General features: G+C 47.1%; 14 protein-coding genes. 8 read left to right on the forward strand and 6 right to left on the reverse strand.

Annotated elements, in window-relative coordinates; translation table 11 throughout:
• The first annotated feature begins 26 nt into the window (after positions 1–26).
• Complete coding sequence (locus ACO6VG_RS12450; RefSeq protein ID WP_422132569.1) at positions 27–1,298, forward strand: O-antigen ligase family protein; 1,272 nt, start codon at positions 27–29, stop codon at positions 1,296–1,298.
• Here the strand turns inward: ACO6VG_RS12450 and ACO6VG_RS12455 are convergent.
• Positions 1,291–1,731 (reverse strand): hypothetical protein, encoded by a 441-nt coding sequence (locus ACO6VG_RS12455; RefSeq protein ID WP_422132570.1) that lies wholly within the window; start codon positions 1,729–1,731, stop codon positions 1,291–1,293. The genes ACO6VG_RS12450 and ACO6VG_RS12455 overlap by 8 nt on opposite strands.
• A gap of 140 nt (positions 1,732–1,871) precedes the next feature.
• Here ACO6VG_RS12455 and ACO6VG_RS12460 point away from each other — a divergent pair, with 140 nt between their 5' ends.
• Positions 1,872–2,345 (forward strand): pilin, encoded by a 474-nt coding sequence (locus ACO6VG_RS12460; protein ID WP_422474189.1) that lies wholly within the window; start codon positions 1,872–1,874, stop codon positions 2,343–2,345.
• A gap of 103 nt (positions 2,346–2,448) precedes the next feature.
• Here the strand turns inward: ACO6VG_RS12460 and ACO6VG_RS12465 are convergent, their stop codons facing one another.
• The 3 genes from ACO6VG_RS12465 to nadC all read right to left on the reverse strand — a co-directional run bounded on the left by ACO6VG_RS12465 (position 2,449) and on the right by nadC (position 6,132).
• A complete protein-coding gene (locus ACO6VG_RS12465; RefSeq protein ID WP_422474191.1) occupies positions 2,449–4,131 on the reverse strand; it encodes a helix-hairpin-helix domain-containing protein in 1,683 nt (560 codons plus the stop codon).
• 89 nt (positions 4,132–4,220) lie between these two features.
• The gene (gene galE, locus ACO6VG_RS12470) at positions 4,221–5,237 is read right to left on the reverse strand and encodes a UDP-glucose 4-epimerase GalE (RefSeq protein WP_422132573.1); all 1,017 of its coding nucleotides are present in this window, start codon (positions 5,235–5,237) and stop codon (positions 4,221–4,223) included.
• 16 nt (positions 5,238–5,253) lie between these two features.
• A complete protein-coding gene (gene nadC, locus ACO6VG_RS12475) occupies positions 5,254–6,132 on the reverse strand; it encodes a carboxylating nicotinate-nucleotide diphosphorylase (RefSeq protein WP_422474193.1) in 879 nt (292 codons plus the stop codon).
• 154 nt (positions 6,133–6,286) lie between these two features.
• On the opposite strand from nadC, the gene ACO6VG_RS12480 reads away from it, so the two are divergent.
• Positions 6,287–6,811 carry a hypothetical protein gene (locus ACO6VG_RS12480; protein WP_422474195.1) on the forward strand — a complete coding sequence of 175 codons (525 nt, stop codon included), beginning with the start codon at positions 6,287–6,289 and terminating at the stop codon, positions 6,809–6,811.
• Positions 6,812–6,847: 36 nt separating this feature from the next.
• Here ACO6VG_RS12480 and ACO6VG_RS12485 read toward each other — a convergent pair whose 3' ends face one another.
• On the reverse strand, positions 6,848–7,765 hold the full coding sequence (locus ACO6VG_RS12485; RefSeq protein WP_422474197.1) for a ketopantoate reductase family protein: 918 nt from the start codon (positions 7,763–7,765) through the stop codon (positions 6,848–6,850).
• A gap of 517 nt (positions 7,766–8,282) precedes the next feature.
• Between ACO6VG_RS12485 and ACO6VG_RS12490 the strand changes: the two genes are divergently transcribed.
• The 3 genes from ACO6VG_RS12490 (at position 8,283) to ACO6VG_RS12500 (ending at position 14,068) form a co-directional block, all read left to right on the forward strand.
• The gene (locus ACO6VG_RS12490; RefSeq protein WP_422474199.1) at positions 8,283–9,953 is read left to right on the forward strand and encodes an AarF/UbiB family protein; all 1,671 of its coding nucleotides are present in this window, start codon (positions 8,283–8,285) and stop codon (positions 9,951–9,953) included.
• Between the two features lie 418 nt (positions 9,954–10,371).
• Positions 10,372–12,006 carry an IS1634 family transposase gene (locus tag ACO6VG_RS12495; protein WP_422137299.1) on the forward strand — a complete coding sequence of 545 codons (1,635 nt, stop codon included), beginning with the start codon at positions 10,372–10,374 and terminating at the stop codon, positions 12,004–12,006.
• A 103-nt stretch (positions 12,007–12,109) separates the two neighbouring features.
• Positions 12,110–14,068: an AarF/UbiB family protein gene (locus tag ACO6VG_RS12500; RefSeq protein ID WP_422474201.1), complete on the forward strand. Its 1,959-nt coding sequence runs from the start codon at positions 12,110–12,112 to the stop codon at positions 14,066–14,068.
• Positions 14,069–14,091: 23 nt separating this feature from the next.
• Here ACO6VG_RS12500 and ACO6VG_RS12505 read toward each other — a convergent pair whose 3' ends face one another.
• Positions 14,092–14,367: a hypothetical protein gene (locus ACO6VG_RS12505; protein WP_422137255.1), complete on the reverse strand. Its 276-nt coding sequence runs from the start codon at positions 14,365–14,367 to the stop codon at positions 14,092–14,094.
• Between the two features lie 152 nt (positions 14,368–14,519).
• On the opposite strand from ACO6VG_RS12505, the gene ACO6VG_RS12510 reads away from it, so the two are divergent.
• Both ACO6VG_RS12510 and ACO6VG_RS12515 read left to right on the forward strand, forming a co-directional pair.
• On the forward strand, positions 14,520–15,692 hold the full coding sequence (locus tag ACO6VG_RS12510) for a MerR family transcriptional regulator (RefSeq protein ID WP_422137256.1): 1,173 nt from the start codon (positions 14,520–14,522) through the stop codon (positions 15,690–15,692).
• Between the two features lie 48 nt (positions 15,693–15,740).
• Positions 15,741–15,962, forward strand: a complete 222-nt coding sequence (locus ACO6VG_RS12515) for a dodecin (RefSeq protein ID WP_317142992.1) — start codon at positions 15,741–15,743, stop codon at positions 15,960–15,962.
• The last annotated feature ends 55 nt before the right edge of the window (positions 15,963–16,017 follow it).

Here is a 16,017-nt window from a genome sequence, read left to right on the forward strand (position 1 = left end):
TTCTTTCTGTTGCCTCTGGGTTGTTTATGGTTTGCTATCAGTCCCTGAATGGCTTTGCTTATTTGCCCGTTCTGGCCAGAGTCTTGATCTTCCTTGGCTTAGGGTTTGGATCATGCTCGGCATTAATGAGTGAGTATCCGTTAAAAGGCATTCAGGAGGTTGGGCTCTATGGTTTACTGATGATGAGCACTTTACTCCTGGCCAAAAGTATTGATGAGAGAAAGCTGGCAGGCATTATCAGTGTTATTGGCATGGCTTTAGGGCTTTACGGTTTTGGCTACCTGTTTCACTATGCTGTTTATTTACAATATCCGCCTGAGTCCTGGATGCACACGATTTATGGATTTACTAACCCCAGGATTTTGAATCATGCGCAGAACTGGCTGATTCCACTTTTGGCTTTACTGCCCCTTTTGTCGAAAAGCAAGGGGTCACTGGTTCAGAGGCTAAGCTGGATTCCCTTGATGATTATGTATTTTTTCATTTTTTTATCACAGAGCCGAGGCATCCTTCTGTCTTTGGTTATGAGTGGAATAGCTATTTACTTTTGTTTCCAGAAAGTAATAACACCCATTATTCGAGTTCATACAAAAGCATTGATGCTTGGGTTGATCGCTTATACGGTTTTTATTTGGTTCATTCCTTATTTATTGGGGCATGGAGTCAAGGGATTCAGACCACTCTCAGCGGCATTGAAAACCTATGATCGTGTTGAGCTTTGGATCACTGCCTGGCAACTGGCATTAGATAATCCCCTGTTTGGGGTGGGGCCTCAGCATTTTATTCTTTCATCAGACAATGGACTGGGATCGCCCCATAATATTGTTTTGCAATGGCTTTCTGAGTGGGGGACGCTGGCTACATTGTGCTTTGTTATCGTCATGCTTTGGGGTGGCGTTTCTTACCTGATGCGGCTGAAAAAAAGGTTAGAGAGAGGATCATTGTCGGGGCAGCAAACCTATATCCAGATATCGGCCTTTTGGGCTATTCTGAGTGCGGTGCTTCATGCCCAGATCAGTGGTGTATTTATCACGCCTGTGAGTCAGATGATGATGTTGCTGGTAGTGGGCTATTGTCTGTATGCTCACGATAAGGACAGAGTGAAGGTCATTGCTGAAGTTAAGGATTACGAACTGAGTGTTTCAAAGCTGTTGGCTTCAATGCTTATCTTGTTGTCTATTACCTTCTTTAGCATTTTCTACGTTGAGTTTATTCAGGGAACCTACCCAGTTTCAATTCCCTTTGAATCCATGGCCCCACGTTTCTGGCAGAATGGAGCCTTTCACCTTGTTAATTAATATGGATTTCTCTGGCTACCAGTTGAGGATTCAGTAGGCCCTGGTAGGAAAAATACTCCTGAGTCCGCCCTTTCTGATAACTGACTTCGTAGAGCATGAAGAAAGGAAATCCACCTTCCCGGGTCATTTGTCTGAAATCTGCGTGCCAGCCAACAAAGGTGTGATTCTGATATTCTCCCAGTTCACTGCCTAATAAGGGTCTGAAATTGTCTTTTCCCACGCCTGTGGTTTTGAGTGTGTGGTACCCCGATTGAATGATCAGCATCAGCTCTGAGTCTTGCCCCTGCTCAAAATAACGATCCACTTCACCTTGGTAGACATGTTGAAGACTGACAGCGCCGGTGATCGCAGTGGTTGTCAGTATCAGCACAACAGTAATGACCCGGGCAACAAGAGAGAGTCTTTTATTGGCGAAAAGGGTGAGATTTTTCATGGCAGCTGCCCCTGAAGAAAAGCCTGTATAAGGCTTATCGGGCCACATCTGAAAATCACGAGAAATCAGCGGTTTTAAAAACGAAAGGTAAGTCCTAAAGCTCTGGTCATGAGCGCCGACATCTTGCTAGAGACTGACCTGTGGGGCCCAGTGTATTGGCGGAGGGCAGCTATTCAATGACCGAGGATAACGAGATGAAAACATGGATGTCCAGGATGCTGGGTTTCACGCTGATAGAACTGATGATCGTAGTGGCGATCATTGGTATTCTGGCGGCAGTGGCGATTCCCCAGTACCAGAATTACACCCGTAATGCGACGGTAAACGCTGCATTGAGTGAAGCCAGCCAGTATAAGACGGCTGTAGGTATTTGTGCTCAAACCAACCCTATCACTGATTGTGATGATGGATCAAATGGTATTCCCGCTGCAAGAAACACAATAGACGATGTCGTGGATGGGGTTATCACAATTACTCCAGGTGGGGCTTTTGCTTCACAGACTTTAACGTACACTCCTGATGCAACAGGCACTGTATGGACTCTTACATGTAATGGTGGTGGTACATTGTGCAGCAATGATTCTTTAACTGATACACCTGATTTCTCACCCTAGAACTTTATTGGTGTAGTTGCTTCGAAGGCTGGATTTAATTCCGGCCTTTTTTCTGTTTGGTGAATAGATGAGACTGACTTGAGAATGAAGGCCAGAAGAAGAATCAGGGCTGTCTGAACCATTCAATAGAGTCCCTGATGCTTGGAGTATTCAAATAGCTTTTAGCCCTCTGAGCCTGCTTAACGGACATCAAAACCACAGCCGCCATTTCCTCTGGCGTGGCATCAAGAATTTTGTCCCAGCTTTTAAAATGGCTTGCCAGCTTTCTGGAGCGAGTTTCTCCCAGCTGTGGAATGCTCAGGGCTCTTATCTGGGACTTTAGAGAAACCCTATGAAGTGTGTTGAGTACTGATAGCAGTTGTTTCGATGAATGCTCATTCAAGCCTGCCTGTTTCAGGTCAGACTCAGACACTTTGAAACTATCTGGAAAGCGGTCAATGGCCTTATTTGCCATCAGCTTTTTTATCAGTGGCTCGTGCAAAAAGGGAATATCCAGACTTATCCTCAGCCATTTCAATCTTTCAGTAAACTGTTCTTCACAGCCCGGCTTTAACTCAAGGCAGGAGAAGGCATTGTATCTTTTTGGGTCTGGAAACATTGGTCGGGTGCGATGCTCCGGCCTCAGAACAACCTGACCAAAAACCGGTGTAGCGGCACCTTTCAGTTGCACAGAAATCTGGTCGCCAATAGCGATATCCTTCTCAGTCAGGTTTTTGATGCTGCCCAGTGATACCTGCCGAACGGTTTCCCCTCCGATCGCTATCGGCTCCAGCTGAAGTACCGGGGTGATCTGGCCGGTACGTCCCACTCTGAAATCAACGCCTTTAACTGTGGTTATGGCACTGTCGGAAGGGAATTTCCAGGCAATGGCCCAGGCTGGATTCTGGCTCTCCCAGCCCAGTTTTTTACGAAGCTCGAGGTTGTCCAGTTTCAGAACAATACCGTCCATAAGGAAGGGCTCCATACCGCTGCGTTTATTATAGGTATCACGGATTTTTTCTATCTCTTTCAGAGTATTACCCCGTTGGGTATGCTCGGCAGGTAGCTCAAAACCATAGCCGTACAGGGTATTGATCACCGTCTTGTCGCTATCAAAAGGGCTGTTGACCCAGCGCCATGGGAAGAATTCGATACTGCCCAGTGACGAAACATCCAGTTCTTTGCGACTGATATGGCCGGAGACATAATGACGGGCACTGCTATAAACGGAATTTTTGACGGTCTCATTCAGGCGGGCAAAGAGTTCTCCGTGCAGGACAATATCGTTATATTCCGTAATCAGCGCTTTCGGGATTATGGGCATGTGTTTGACGGCATCAAGAATATTCTGCCCTCTGTCGCCTGTGCCCCGGGTAGAAGCGGCGACCAGTTTGCCGTTCTGATAAACCAGCTCAACCGCAACACCGTCAATTTTGGGTTGAACCAGAATGATTTCCTTACCGGCTTGTTTGAGAAATTTTTTGATATCATCAATGTCCCGGGCTTTTTTCAAGCTACCCATAAAGGCGCGATGGTCAACGTCTCCCTCGATATTCTCCTCAGCAACAGGAGGAAGTGTCAGTTCCGGAAAACACTTTATCAGAGATTGCAGTTGCGCTTTCAGCGCATCGTATTCATGGTCGGTGAGCACGGGAGAGTGTTTGTTGTAGTAAAGGTCATCGTTATGTCTGATCTCTTGTTGCAGAGCAACGATCTGCTTTTCAGCCTGCTCTGAGGTCCAGCTTGGACAGGCGCTCCATACAGTGATTGGAATGAGTAGGAGAAAAAGCGAAAAAAGGTGTTTCATGATCAGTTTTCCGGGGAGGGGGACGTCTTTAATTGATCGGCCAGATAAGACGAAACTGATCGAAATGGGGCATTAGAGCCCCATTAAAGTTAAGGGTTGTATCCATCCGGATTGTCGGACTGCCAGCGCCAGGCGTCGGTCACCATTTCTTCAAGCCCCCGCTCTGCTTTCCAACCCAGCTCATTCAGAGCTTTGTCGGTATTGGCATAGCAGGCGGCAATGTCACCGGAACGGCGAGCCGTGATCTCGTAAGGTACATTTTGGCCAGACGCTTTTTCAAACGCCGCAACTATTTCCAGAACACTGTAGCCTTTACCTAAGCCGAGGTTCCAGGTATGTACGCCTTTGGTCGTACGAAGTTTTTCTATGGCTTTGACATGACCCAGTGACAGGTCCACGACGTGAATATAATCACGAACTCCGGTGCCGTCGATGGTGGGGTAGTCGTTACCGAAAACTCTCAACTTTTCCAGCTTGCCAATGGCCACCTGAGTCACGTAAGGCATCAGGTTGTTCGGGGTGTCATTAGGATCTTCGCCAATGCGACCAGAAGCGTGAGCACCTGCCGGATTAAAGTAACGAAGCAGGGCAATGCTCCAGTCAGTATCCGATTTGAAAAGATCTTCCAGAACTTCTTCCACCATCAGTTTCGAGCGACCGTAAGGATTAGTGGCACTCAGCGGAAAATCTTCTGTGATCGGCAGACTGGCAGGGTCACCATAAACGGTCGCTGACGAGCTGAAGACAATGCGTTTAACATTGGCTGCCTGCATGGCCTGGCAGAGTACAAGGGTGCCGTAGACATTGTTTTCATAGTAATCGAGAGGGATTTCGCAAGACTCCCCTACGGCTTTCAACCCCGCAAAGTGAATAACGGCTTCAAAATCGTGCTGCTGAAAGAGGCCGTCCAGCAAAGCTCGATCGCGGATGTCGCCGTTAACAAACGCCAGTGTTTTGCCGGTAATCTCCTGAACCCGGCCCAGAGATTCTTCGCTGCTGTTGCTGAGGTTATCCAGAACCACTATTTCATAGTTGTCGTTTAATAATTCCAGACAGGTATGGCTACCGATATAGCCTGCACCTCCTGTGACCAGAATTTTACTCATGGTTTTGGCTTCCTGTTCAGATCTCTGTGGTATCAATCAGTCTCATGGACAGATCAATGGATTGAATATCTTTGGTGAGTGTTCCGATGGAAATAAAGTCGACTCCGGTCGCTGCAATTACCGGCAGGCGCTCATCGGTAATACCCCCGGAAGCTTCCAGCCCGGGTTGAGGTGCTGGCAGGGAGTTGTTCAGTTCGACGGTTTCACGCAGTGCGTCCAGAGGGAAGTTGTCCAACATAATGATGTCGGCACCAGCGCTTCTTGCCCGCTGGAACTCTTCCATGTTCTCGACCTCAACTTCCACAGGCTTGCCCGGAGCCATGGCCCGGGCGGTGCTGACTGCCTGCTCAATCCCGCCACAGGCGGCAATATGATTCTCCTTGATCAGGAAGGCATCATAAAGCCCGATCCGGTGATTGTGACATCCGCCTGCCATGACGGCGTACTTTTGGGCGAGGCGAAGACCGGGCAGGGTTTTACGAGTGTCCAGCAGTTTAACGCCCGTCTCTTTGACCAGATTGGCGTAGTAAGAACAGCGGGTAGCAGTGCCGGAAAGGGTCTGAAGGAAGTTCATGGCTGCACGTTCACCGGTCAACAGGCTTCTGGCAGGACCTTCCATAAAAACCAGAACCTGGTCCGCTTCCACCTGTTCACCTTCCTGAACCTGCCAGTCCAGAGTCACCGATGGGTCAATCTGCCTGAATACTTCATCAAACCAGGGGCGCCCTGCAATAACCGCAGGTTCACGACAGAGGATACGTGCTTTGGCCATTTGCCAGGCAGGAATGAGGGAGGCCGTAATATCACCTGAGCCGATGTCTTCTTCCAGGGCATTGCGAACATTGTGCTGGATGGTGTCGGTCAGGTCGGAAGCGAGATTGTCTCGGGGCTGCATGTTGACTCTACTAATATATGGCCGGAAATCATGAAGAATTGGCGGGGATTATAAACAAATCGTTGTCTCATGTCTTTGCTCTTGCCGACAGTAATAGCCTGTCATGATCTATACTCGTGGGTCATGTTCAAAACACAGCAGAAGACAAAAGAGTATGTACATTATCAAGCCGTTTAAGTGTGCTTTTCTTGCCTTGGCCATGTCCTGCTCTCAGGTATGGGCCGAGACCAGACAAATTAATTCCTACATAGCCCTCAAGGATGCTCTTGAACACGGAGAAGTGCCTGTTATCGGTGTGATTGATTTTGGACAGTGTACTCATAAGTACCAGAACCTTAAGCCTCATTCTCAGGCAGTAGAGAGTTTTCGTGGAAAAGAGGTCACTATTTTTAAACGAAACACCATCAATGAAGATGGCACGATAATGATGTTAACGAGCTATAAACTGAATACCTATCTAATGGCTGAAGTCAGGGATGCCACACCTCTGCCAGACTGGATAGAATGGCCAGCCTGGATAGAGTGGCAAAGTGCTTACACCCTCTCCAGAGAAGATGATAAAGAATTTAATATCTGGTTTATTGCCTCGGATGCAAAAACCGGAGAGACCCTCAAAACCGATCACTTCATTTGTTCACTTGGATCAGCCATTAAGTTGTGGCGTACACCTCACTCTTGAATGGACCTGTCGCTTATGCCTTGACGTTATTTTTGGCTAACTGATATTGAGTTCTGCCAGCTCTCTTATCAGTGTCCGGTTAGCAGGCGTTTCTACTCCCAGCTTTTCAGCCTGGTCAATCAGATAGCCGTTAATAAACGCCAGCTCGGTTTTTCGACCCTGTCGGGCATCCATGCAGGTAGACGAGTGGTTCATTGCGGTATTCCGGCAGACTTGCCTGACCAGCTCAAGAAGGTTTCCTGATCCGGGAATACCGGCGACTTGCCTCACCTGTGTCACTTCTTCAGCCAATGCTGCTAAACGTTGTTGACGCTCTTCAGTGTCCAGCAGTTCTCCATTCCTGCAATCATATAAAGCCGTAAGACCATTGATGGCACAATTGACTGCCAGTTTATCCCAGAGCTTTTCTTCAATCTGATGGGTAAACTGAATGTCAACTGGCAGCTTTTTCAGCGTGCCCTTTAATCCTTGCCAGACAGCATTGTCAGGCTTCTGAGCAACAGGACCCACCCAGGTTGACCCACGACCGGCATGACAGACATGCAGAACGTCTTTCATCCATGCTCCTTCAGTCGTCGATGCGGCCCATACGGTTTGTGAACTGAAATGTTGTGCTATCGCCTGTTGGCTGCCCATACCGTTCTGGATTAATAGTATCTGGCACTGGTCTGATAAGTGATCAGCGATTGAAAGAACAGCCGCTTCAGCATCCTGTGCTTTTGTGCAGACTAATAAATGGGTTATCGAGCCAGTGAGAGACTCGGGAGAGTCCAGTTTGATAGGGAAGTGTTGACTGACTCCGTCCAGTTCATCAATGGCCAGAACAGGCTGGGTAACGTTGAGTGAGCGCAGTCTCTGTTCCCGAACAAGCAGGGTCGCTTTCATGCCCGCCTTGAGGAACTGAGCTGTCCACAGGCAGCCCATACTGCCTGCACCGATGATATGCCAGGTCACTTCTTGGCTCACTCTGGTTGAGATAATCCGGGCGAGTTTAAACAGTCAATGGTGATATGTGAATATTGAGTGCTGCCAGTGTTGTAAGATTGGTCTCTATTTGTTCTCGACCATTCAATTTTTCTCCAACTATCTACAGTTTTTTCAATTCAAAATTGAAAATAATAAGCATTAAAAATGAACTTCCTTGATTCATTCAAGTCAAAGATTGTATGTAAACAATATTTATGAACCAGGGGGGAATGATATGGACGTTTCGAATAATACCGCAGGAGTGACCGGTACCGGTGCATACAATAGGGTGTCTGAGGCTAACGCTGCTTCCACCAGTACATCATCAAAAAGCACTGTCACCGCCGTTAATCCCCATAAACAATTGCAACCCGCCCATGAACACCCTGCAGCAGGCCATTCCAGAGCGGGTTGCTCCCTGGTTTTCAGGACGATATCTCAGGCGGCTAGCTCAATTACCCAAAGAGTCACCTGCACCCTGAAAAGGACATCGCGTGTTATTGGGTTGGCTTGCAGTGGTGGCGCTACTATAGCGAAGGTTGTCTGTTATCGTTCTCCTGAACCAATTGCTCAGTTTTTCCATAAAAATGGCGGACTTTGGGGCAAAATAGGCCAATACGTAGCTGCAAAACAAGCACCGGCTGAGTATTTCAAATCACATCAAGATCTTTATAACTACACGACTAACATGGTAAAAGTCGCGAGCCAGTGCTCGGCAGGCAAGGTTGATCCTGAGGTAATCAGGAAAGTTATCGAGCGCAATGTGGCTAATGCCGGACTGCTTTCTGAAGATGCCATGCCGGAACGATCAGGCATAAATGACGGCGTTAGCCAGTTCATGGCTAACAGTGCCGTTTCAGCAGCACCTGTCCGGCATGTTAAAACACTTGGGCGTGGGAGTATTTGCCAGGTCGATCAGTTTAATATTGGTGGACGAGATTTTGCTGTTAAATATTTATCACCAGAGTTGGCAGAAAAAATTAATATTGATGTTTCGTTGGTGAACAGCCTGGTTTCTTTCTTTTATGACTGGGGTTTTATCTCAGAGATGTACTTTGACGACATTTGCAGTGCATTCAAGAGTTTTAGTAATGAGTGTGACTTATCACGGGAACTTAAGTTTACCGAAAAAGCGTCCGAGGCCTTAAAAAATTTGACAGAAACCAAGCGCTACCATGTAACTACCGACTCAGGCCATCAGGTGCCGGTTCAGTTCAGGGTACCTGAGGTGTCTGTACCCTTATCCAGCCCTGATGCCCTTGTGATGGAGTATATTGATGGCTGTTCTCTTGATCGTACAGACGCGTTAAGGGAGAGGCTCGCTTCATGGCAGCCGGACTGGAAAGAGGGTGGAAGGCTAAGTGAAACGGAAATAAATACTATTATCGTCGGCATTCATAAACTTGTGCTAAAAGTTTATCTGGATTTATTCAGTGAATCCTTTTTTTTAAATACTGACCCCCAAACGGGTAATTTCATGGTGAAACTGGAGAGTGATCGTATCAGTATTTATTGTATTGATCACGCCAACAGTACAGCCAATAACGATATTTTGCGCATGATGAAAGACCCTGTTTATTATTCACTTCTTGCAGGACTGTTCTTGTTGTTTCATAACCGTGCTAACGGAAATGGCCTGATTGAAGAGGAAAATATCCCAAGCTCGATGGATACAACCGACGAAGTTGACATCCGGGCTCTGGTTTGTACGGCAATATCCCCGGAAGCGCTGGAATCTATAGAAAAATTTATTGAAACTTATCGTAGGGGCTTTGGAGCGGATATCATACCCCCCATTGATGAATTACAACAATTTCAGAGAGAAGCTAGCGTTGGAGAAATTTGCAGTCAGATTTATCATTGGTTAATAGACACCTCGGACGATTCTAATACGGAGGGGCCTGTCCAATCGGAGGCTGCGTTTGTGGAGCTATTGACGCGATTTTTGATTCGGCTTGCCATGGAGCATGTGGAGCAAGATATGCAGAAGGCTGACATTACAGCCTTGCACAGAGTTGTCGCTGTTCCTTTTGACAAATTTGCTCAAAGTCTGGGTTTTCAGATCAGTCCGAACAATCCCATATTACTGCGGGTTGGGTGGCAATTGTCTGCATATCGCCAGTATATAGGGCAACTGGAGTCGCTAATGGATAACTGGGAGTATTATCGAGAATAGCGAGCTTTTTGACGAACAAAAGCGGGTTTTCAGGCCAATTCACTGCCACCTACGACTGCATGGATGCAGGAGCTAGAGCAACGCAGGAGCAGTTGCCGACGACTGCATGGATGCAGGAGCTAGAGCAACGCAGGAGCAGTTGCCGACGACTGCATGGATGCAGGAGCTAGAGCAACGCAGGAGCAGTTGCCGACGACTGCAGTCTTATTGGTCACTACCTCGGAAAAAGTCAGTAACAATATCTAAGCAATTGTCACAGCAAGGCTAACGCCTTGCAAGGCCTTGACCCGCCTCTAAAGAAGCGGGATTGCGCCCTTAATTTCTTTCAAAATAAATAATAACTGCCTTTCACCACACCGATTGATATTTGCCTAAAATCTGTTGTCAAAGAAATAAACAGACATTCAGGTACACCAACATGTCTCAAGCTCAATACCAGTCTAAGAACCTCAACCACCTTGGCTTGGTTGCCGCTATGTGTCGGGAGTTAAAGATAGCCGAATACATTGATGCCCGTATCACAAATGACTCCGATGTTCGTAATGTCACTATTGGACAAGCTGTAGTTGCAATGATCATCAATGGCTTGGGCTTTACGGGGCAAACTCTATACATGCTCCCTGAGTTTTTTGAGGATAAGCCGATTGACCGCCTTATCGGGGAAGGTATACAGGCTGAACACTTGAACGATAAGGTACTTGGTCGGGCTCTCGACAGTTTGTACGACGCTGGTGTTAGCGACTTGTATCTCAATCTGGCCGTCAAGGTCGTCAATCATCTGAAACTTCCTTGCAAGGCATTAAATCTGGATGGCACCAGCTTTCATGTGGATGGAGTCTATAACAGTCATGACAATCCAGACGACTTGAACTGTATTCATATCTGCCAAGGTTACAGCCGTGACCACCGGCCTGACCTGAACCAGGTAGTCTTACAGTTAATGACTGAAAACCAGGCGGGCATCCCTGTGTTTATGGCCCCTGCCAGCGGTAATGTAAACGACAAAACCTGTTTTCAGGAAATTATCAAAAATCATCTGTCATGTTTTAAGGCTGCTTTGAATAGCCGCTATCTGGTTGCTGATGCTGCCATGTATGTTGCAGAAACCCTTCAGTCGCTTGATGAGCAAAAGCAGCTGTTTATCTCCCGGGTACCCCTGAACATCAAGGAGGCAAAGGAGCTGGTCTGCAAAGCGCCAACCATGTCGCTGGAGCCTGTTGAAGGCTATGAAGATTATTACTCAGCTGAAGTGCCTTCCTGCTACGGAGGGGTTCAACAACGATGGTTCCTGTTTCTCAACAAAAAGCGCGGGCTTAGTGAACGGAAAACACTGACCCGAAAGATGCAAAAACAGTCATTGAAAGAGGCCCGTGATCTGGAGAAGCTGAGCAAAAAGGCCTTTTTGTGCCGGGACGATGCATTGAAGGCTTTTGCCTTGTGGCAGAAACAATCGAAACTTTGCCAAAGCGAAACAGAGCCTGAGGTTATCTGTAAACCCTGCTATTCGGGCAAAGGAAGACCATCGCCGGATAGCAAGCCTGATCACTTCGAGTACTTTGTGCAGGCTGAATGCTTTGTTTCCTGCGAGAAGAGGGAGCATGCAGAGGCCTCACTGGGTTGTTTTATCCTAAGCACCAATGAGCTGGATAAAAATAGTTTGAATGCCTCTGAGCTGTTGTCTATCTATAAGTCGCAACAAAAAGTTGAAGGCGGCTTTCGGTTCCTGAAGAGCCCGGACTTTCTGGTCTCTTCGCTCTATTTGAAGAAAGCGGAACGTATTGAAGCCCTGTTAATGGTGATGACTCTGTGCCTGATGGTCTATGCTGCTATCCAGCACAGAATCAGGCAGGAACTGAAAAAGCAAAGTCGTGTATTTCCAGACCAGAAAAAAAAGCCCTGCCAGAACCCAACAGCAAGATGGGTATTTTTCTGTTTTCAGGGGCTTAGTGTATTAACGGTCAATAATCAGGAGGAACATGTGGTTGGTTTGAAGGAAAGGCAGTGGACGATCATTCAAATTTTGGGCATTTTTTACGAGTCCATGTATTCCTGATAGGGGTGGTGAAAGGCGGATAATAAGCATTAAAAATGAACTTCTTTGATTCATTCAAGTCAAAGATTGTATGTAAACAATATGGATGAACCAAGGAGTTGATATGGACGTTTCGAATAATACCGCAGGACTGACCAGCACCGGTGCATACAATAGGCTGTCTGAGGCTAACTATTCCACCAGTGCATCATCAAAAAGCACTGTCACCGCCATTAATCCCGACAAGCAATTGCAACCCGCCCATGAGCACCCTGCAGCAGGTCACTCCAGAGCGGGTGACTCCCTGGTTTTCAGGACGATATCTCAGGCGGCTGGCTCAATAACACAGGGAGTCACCCGCACCCTCAAGAGGACATCACGTGTTCTTGGGGTGGCTGCCAGTTGCGGCGCTGCAGTGGTGAAGAAAGTCTGTTTACGTTCTCCTGAAGCAGTTGCTCAGTTTTACCATGAAAATGGTGGGCTATGCGGCAAAATAGGCCAATACCTGGCAGCAACTCAGGTACCGGCTGAGTATTTTAAATCAGATCAAAAGCTTTATAACTATGTGACTGACATAGTGAAATCCGCAAGTCAGTATTCGGCAGGCAAGGTTGATCCTGAGGTAATCAGGAAAGTTGTCGAGCGCAATGTGGCTAATGCCGGATTGCGTTCTGACAGGCTGCTTTCTGAAGGTGCCATGCAGGAACGATCAGGCACAGCTGATAATGACAGCGGTAGCCAGTTAATGGCTAACACTGCCGTTTCAGCAGCAACTGTCCGGCATGTTGAAACACTTGGGCGTGGGACTATTTGCCAGGTCGATCAGTTTAATATTGATGGACAAGATTTTGCTGTTAAATATTTATCACCAGAATTGGCAGAAAAAATTAACATTGATGTTTCGATAATGACCGACGTGTTTTCTGACTTTTATGACCGGGGTTTTATGTCAGAGAAGGACTTTGACGACTTTTCCAAGGCATTCAAGAGTTTTAGTAATGAGTGTGATTTATCACAGGAACTTAAGTTTACTGAAAAAGCGTCTGAGGCATTAAAAAATTTGACAGAAACCAACGAGTACCGCGTAAGTACCGGTTCAGGCCATCAGGTGCCAGTTCAGTTCAGGGTACCTGAGGTGGCTGTATCGTTATCCAGCCCTGATGCCCTTGTGATGGAGTATATTGATGGCTGTTCTCTCGATCGTACAGACGCATTAAGGGAGAGGCTCGCTTCATGGCAGCCGGACTGGAAAGAGGGTGGAAGGTTAAGTGAAACGGAAATAAAGACTATTATCGTTGGCATTCATAAACTTGTGCTAACGGTTTATTTGGATTCAATCAGTGAATCCCACTTTTTTAACACCGATTTCCAACCGGGTAATTTCATGATGAAACTGGAGAGCGATCGTATCAGTATTTATTGTATTGATCACGCTAACAGTACTGCCAATAACGATATTTTGCGCATAGTAAAAGATACTGTTTATTATTCACTTGTTATTGGACTGTTCTTGCTTTTTCATAGCCGTGCTACCGGGAATGGTCTGGTTGAGGAGCAAAATACCCCCAGCCCAACGGATACAACCGGCGAAGTTGATGTCCGGGATCTGGTTTACACGCCAATATCTCCGGAAATGCTGGAATCTTTAGAAGAATTTATTGAACCTTTTCGTAGCGGCTTTGGACGGGGCATCATACCCCCCATTGATGAATTACAACAATTTCAGAGAGAAGCTACCGTTGGAGCAGTTTGCAGTCAGACTTATCATTGGTTAAAAGGCATCTCGGACGATTCTAATACGAAGGGGCCTGTTCAATCAGAGGCTGCGTTTGTAGAGCTATTGTCGCGATTTATGATCAGGCTTGCCATGGAGCATGTGGAGCAAGATATGCAGAAGGCTGGCAAAGCGACCCTGAACAAAGTCGTCGGTGTTCCTTTTGACAAATTGGCTAAAAGTCTCGGTTTTCAGATCAGACCGATCGATCCCAGGGTAATGCGGGTTGGGTGGCAATTATCTGCATATCGTCAGTATATAGGGTATCTTGAGGCGCTATTGGACAAATTGGAGCCTGACAGAGAATAGCGCCCGTCCGGGCGACCCTATAATCAGTAGTTGTAATAATAAAGACCTGATCTGAATGGGTAAGTATTTTTGTGACACCCTCGACAAAGAGGGTGTCGCAAAACTCCAACTACTCGTTCCCACGCTCTGAGGTCGTCATTCCCGCGAAGGCGGGAATCCAGCGCCAACGGTGGATCTCTGCCTTCTCGCGGATGACAAGGCCAGGGGGTCACCGGGCAGTATGGTTCTGGTGATGAGTCACTGTGGATTCCCGCCTTCGCGGGAATGACGAGAATGAAGCCGGGAATGACGGGAGTCAACTCGTTCTCACGGCGGAGAGAGTTTTGTGACACCCTCTCTAAGGCTTCGGGTGTTGGTCTCTATTTGTTCTCGATCATTCAATTTTTCTTGACCTGTCTACAGCTTTATAGCTTAAAGTTCCTTCCTGTTGATGGTTTGAGGATGCATCAGTGTGTACCGGATTTCTGAGTTAGCCGCCGCTGTAGGGCTTTCACGTACAGCGCTTCTCTACTACGAGAAGCAGCAGCTTATTTCAGGTAAAAGACTTGAAAATGGCTACCGTCTTTACAGTGATAAAGACCTTCAAAGAGTCCGCTTGATTCAGCAACTGCAGGCGGGAGGGCTGACTTTGAAAGAGTGCAAAGTTTGCCTTGAAAAAAAGATAGACAGGGACCTGTTGAAAAACCGCCTCAGGCAGCTTGATGAAGACATTGCACTGAAGCAGCAGTCACGAGCGCTGTTGGCAGCCATGCTGGGTGAGGGTGACCTCAGAGCCTGGCATGAAGACCTCGATAAGGTTGCTCCTGATGCTCATCTGAACTGGTTAGTAAAACAGGGTTTTAGTGAAAAAGAAGCCCTCAGATTGAAGTGGTTATCGAAAGATATGAATGATCACGAGACTTATATGATCGACTTTATGAAAGTTTATGAGACCCTCGAACGCTGGGGTCCAGGCAGTGAAAAAGACACGCTGAAAGCATTATCACTGGTGCCCGAAGCTCCTGCTGATATTCTGGAGATTGGTTGTGGCAAAGGCCTGTCAACCAGAGTGTTGATAGACAATACCGAAGCACACATCACTGCCATAGATAATGAAGCGTCAGCACTGGCTCGATTAAAAGAGCGTTTTGAGAAGCAGGATATTTCCGGACGGCTTTCCAGCGTTTGCGTGAGCATGACTGAATTGCCCTTTGAGAGTGAAAGCTTTGATCTTATCTGGTCGGAAGGCAGTGCTTATATCATGGGGGTCCAAAAAGCCCTGACGCAATGGCAGTCATTACTGCGGCCCGGTGGCTTCATGGTGGTAAGCGACCTGGTATGGCTAACAGATAATCCGGATCAGGAAGCGATGGCCCATTGGCAGCAAGACTACCCTGATATGCAGACGATCAGCAATCGTCTCAAGCAAATGGACGCTGTCGGATATGATATAGTCGACCATTTTTCTCTAAGCCGGGAGTCCTGGGATAACTACTCCGAACCACTGAAAAAACGAATCCATGATTTGTCACCTGCCATGCCTGACTCATTAGCGCTGAAGAATATTGAGACTGAGCTGGAAATCTACAGAAAATTCCTGGGACAGTTCGGTTATCAAATGTTTGTTCTTGGCAAACGTGATTAAATGGACGTCTATACTTCTCCTGACGTTCCAATGTCGTGGAGAGTATTTATGGCACACATCTATAAAATCCTGGAAGTGGTAGGCAGCTCGACTGTCAGCAGCGATGACGCTATTCGCAATGCTATTGCCACTGCCAGTGTCACTCTTAATCACCTGGGCTGGTACGAAGTGGTGGAGCATCGGGGCCATGTTGAGGATGGTGAGATTGCACACTTTCAGGTAACCGTCAGAATTGGTTTCAGGTTGGAAGACCGTGGTCAATCATCCTGATTGCCATACCCTGTTCAACCTAAGCTTGCCATTCAACAGGGATTCTCGGATACAA

Source organism: Endozoicomonas sp. ALB032, assembly GCF_049310125.1.
Classification (GTDB): Bacteria; Pseudomonadota; Gammaproteobacteria; order Pseudomonadales; family Endozoicomonadaceae; genus Endozoicomonas_A.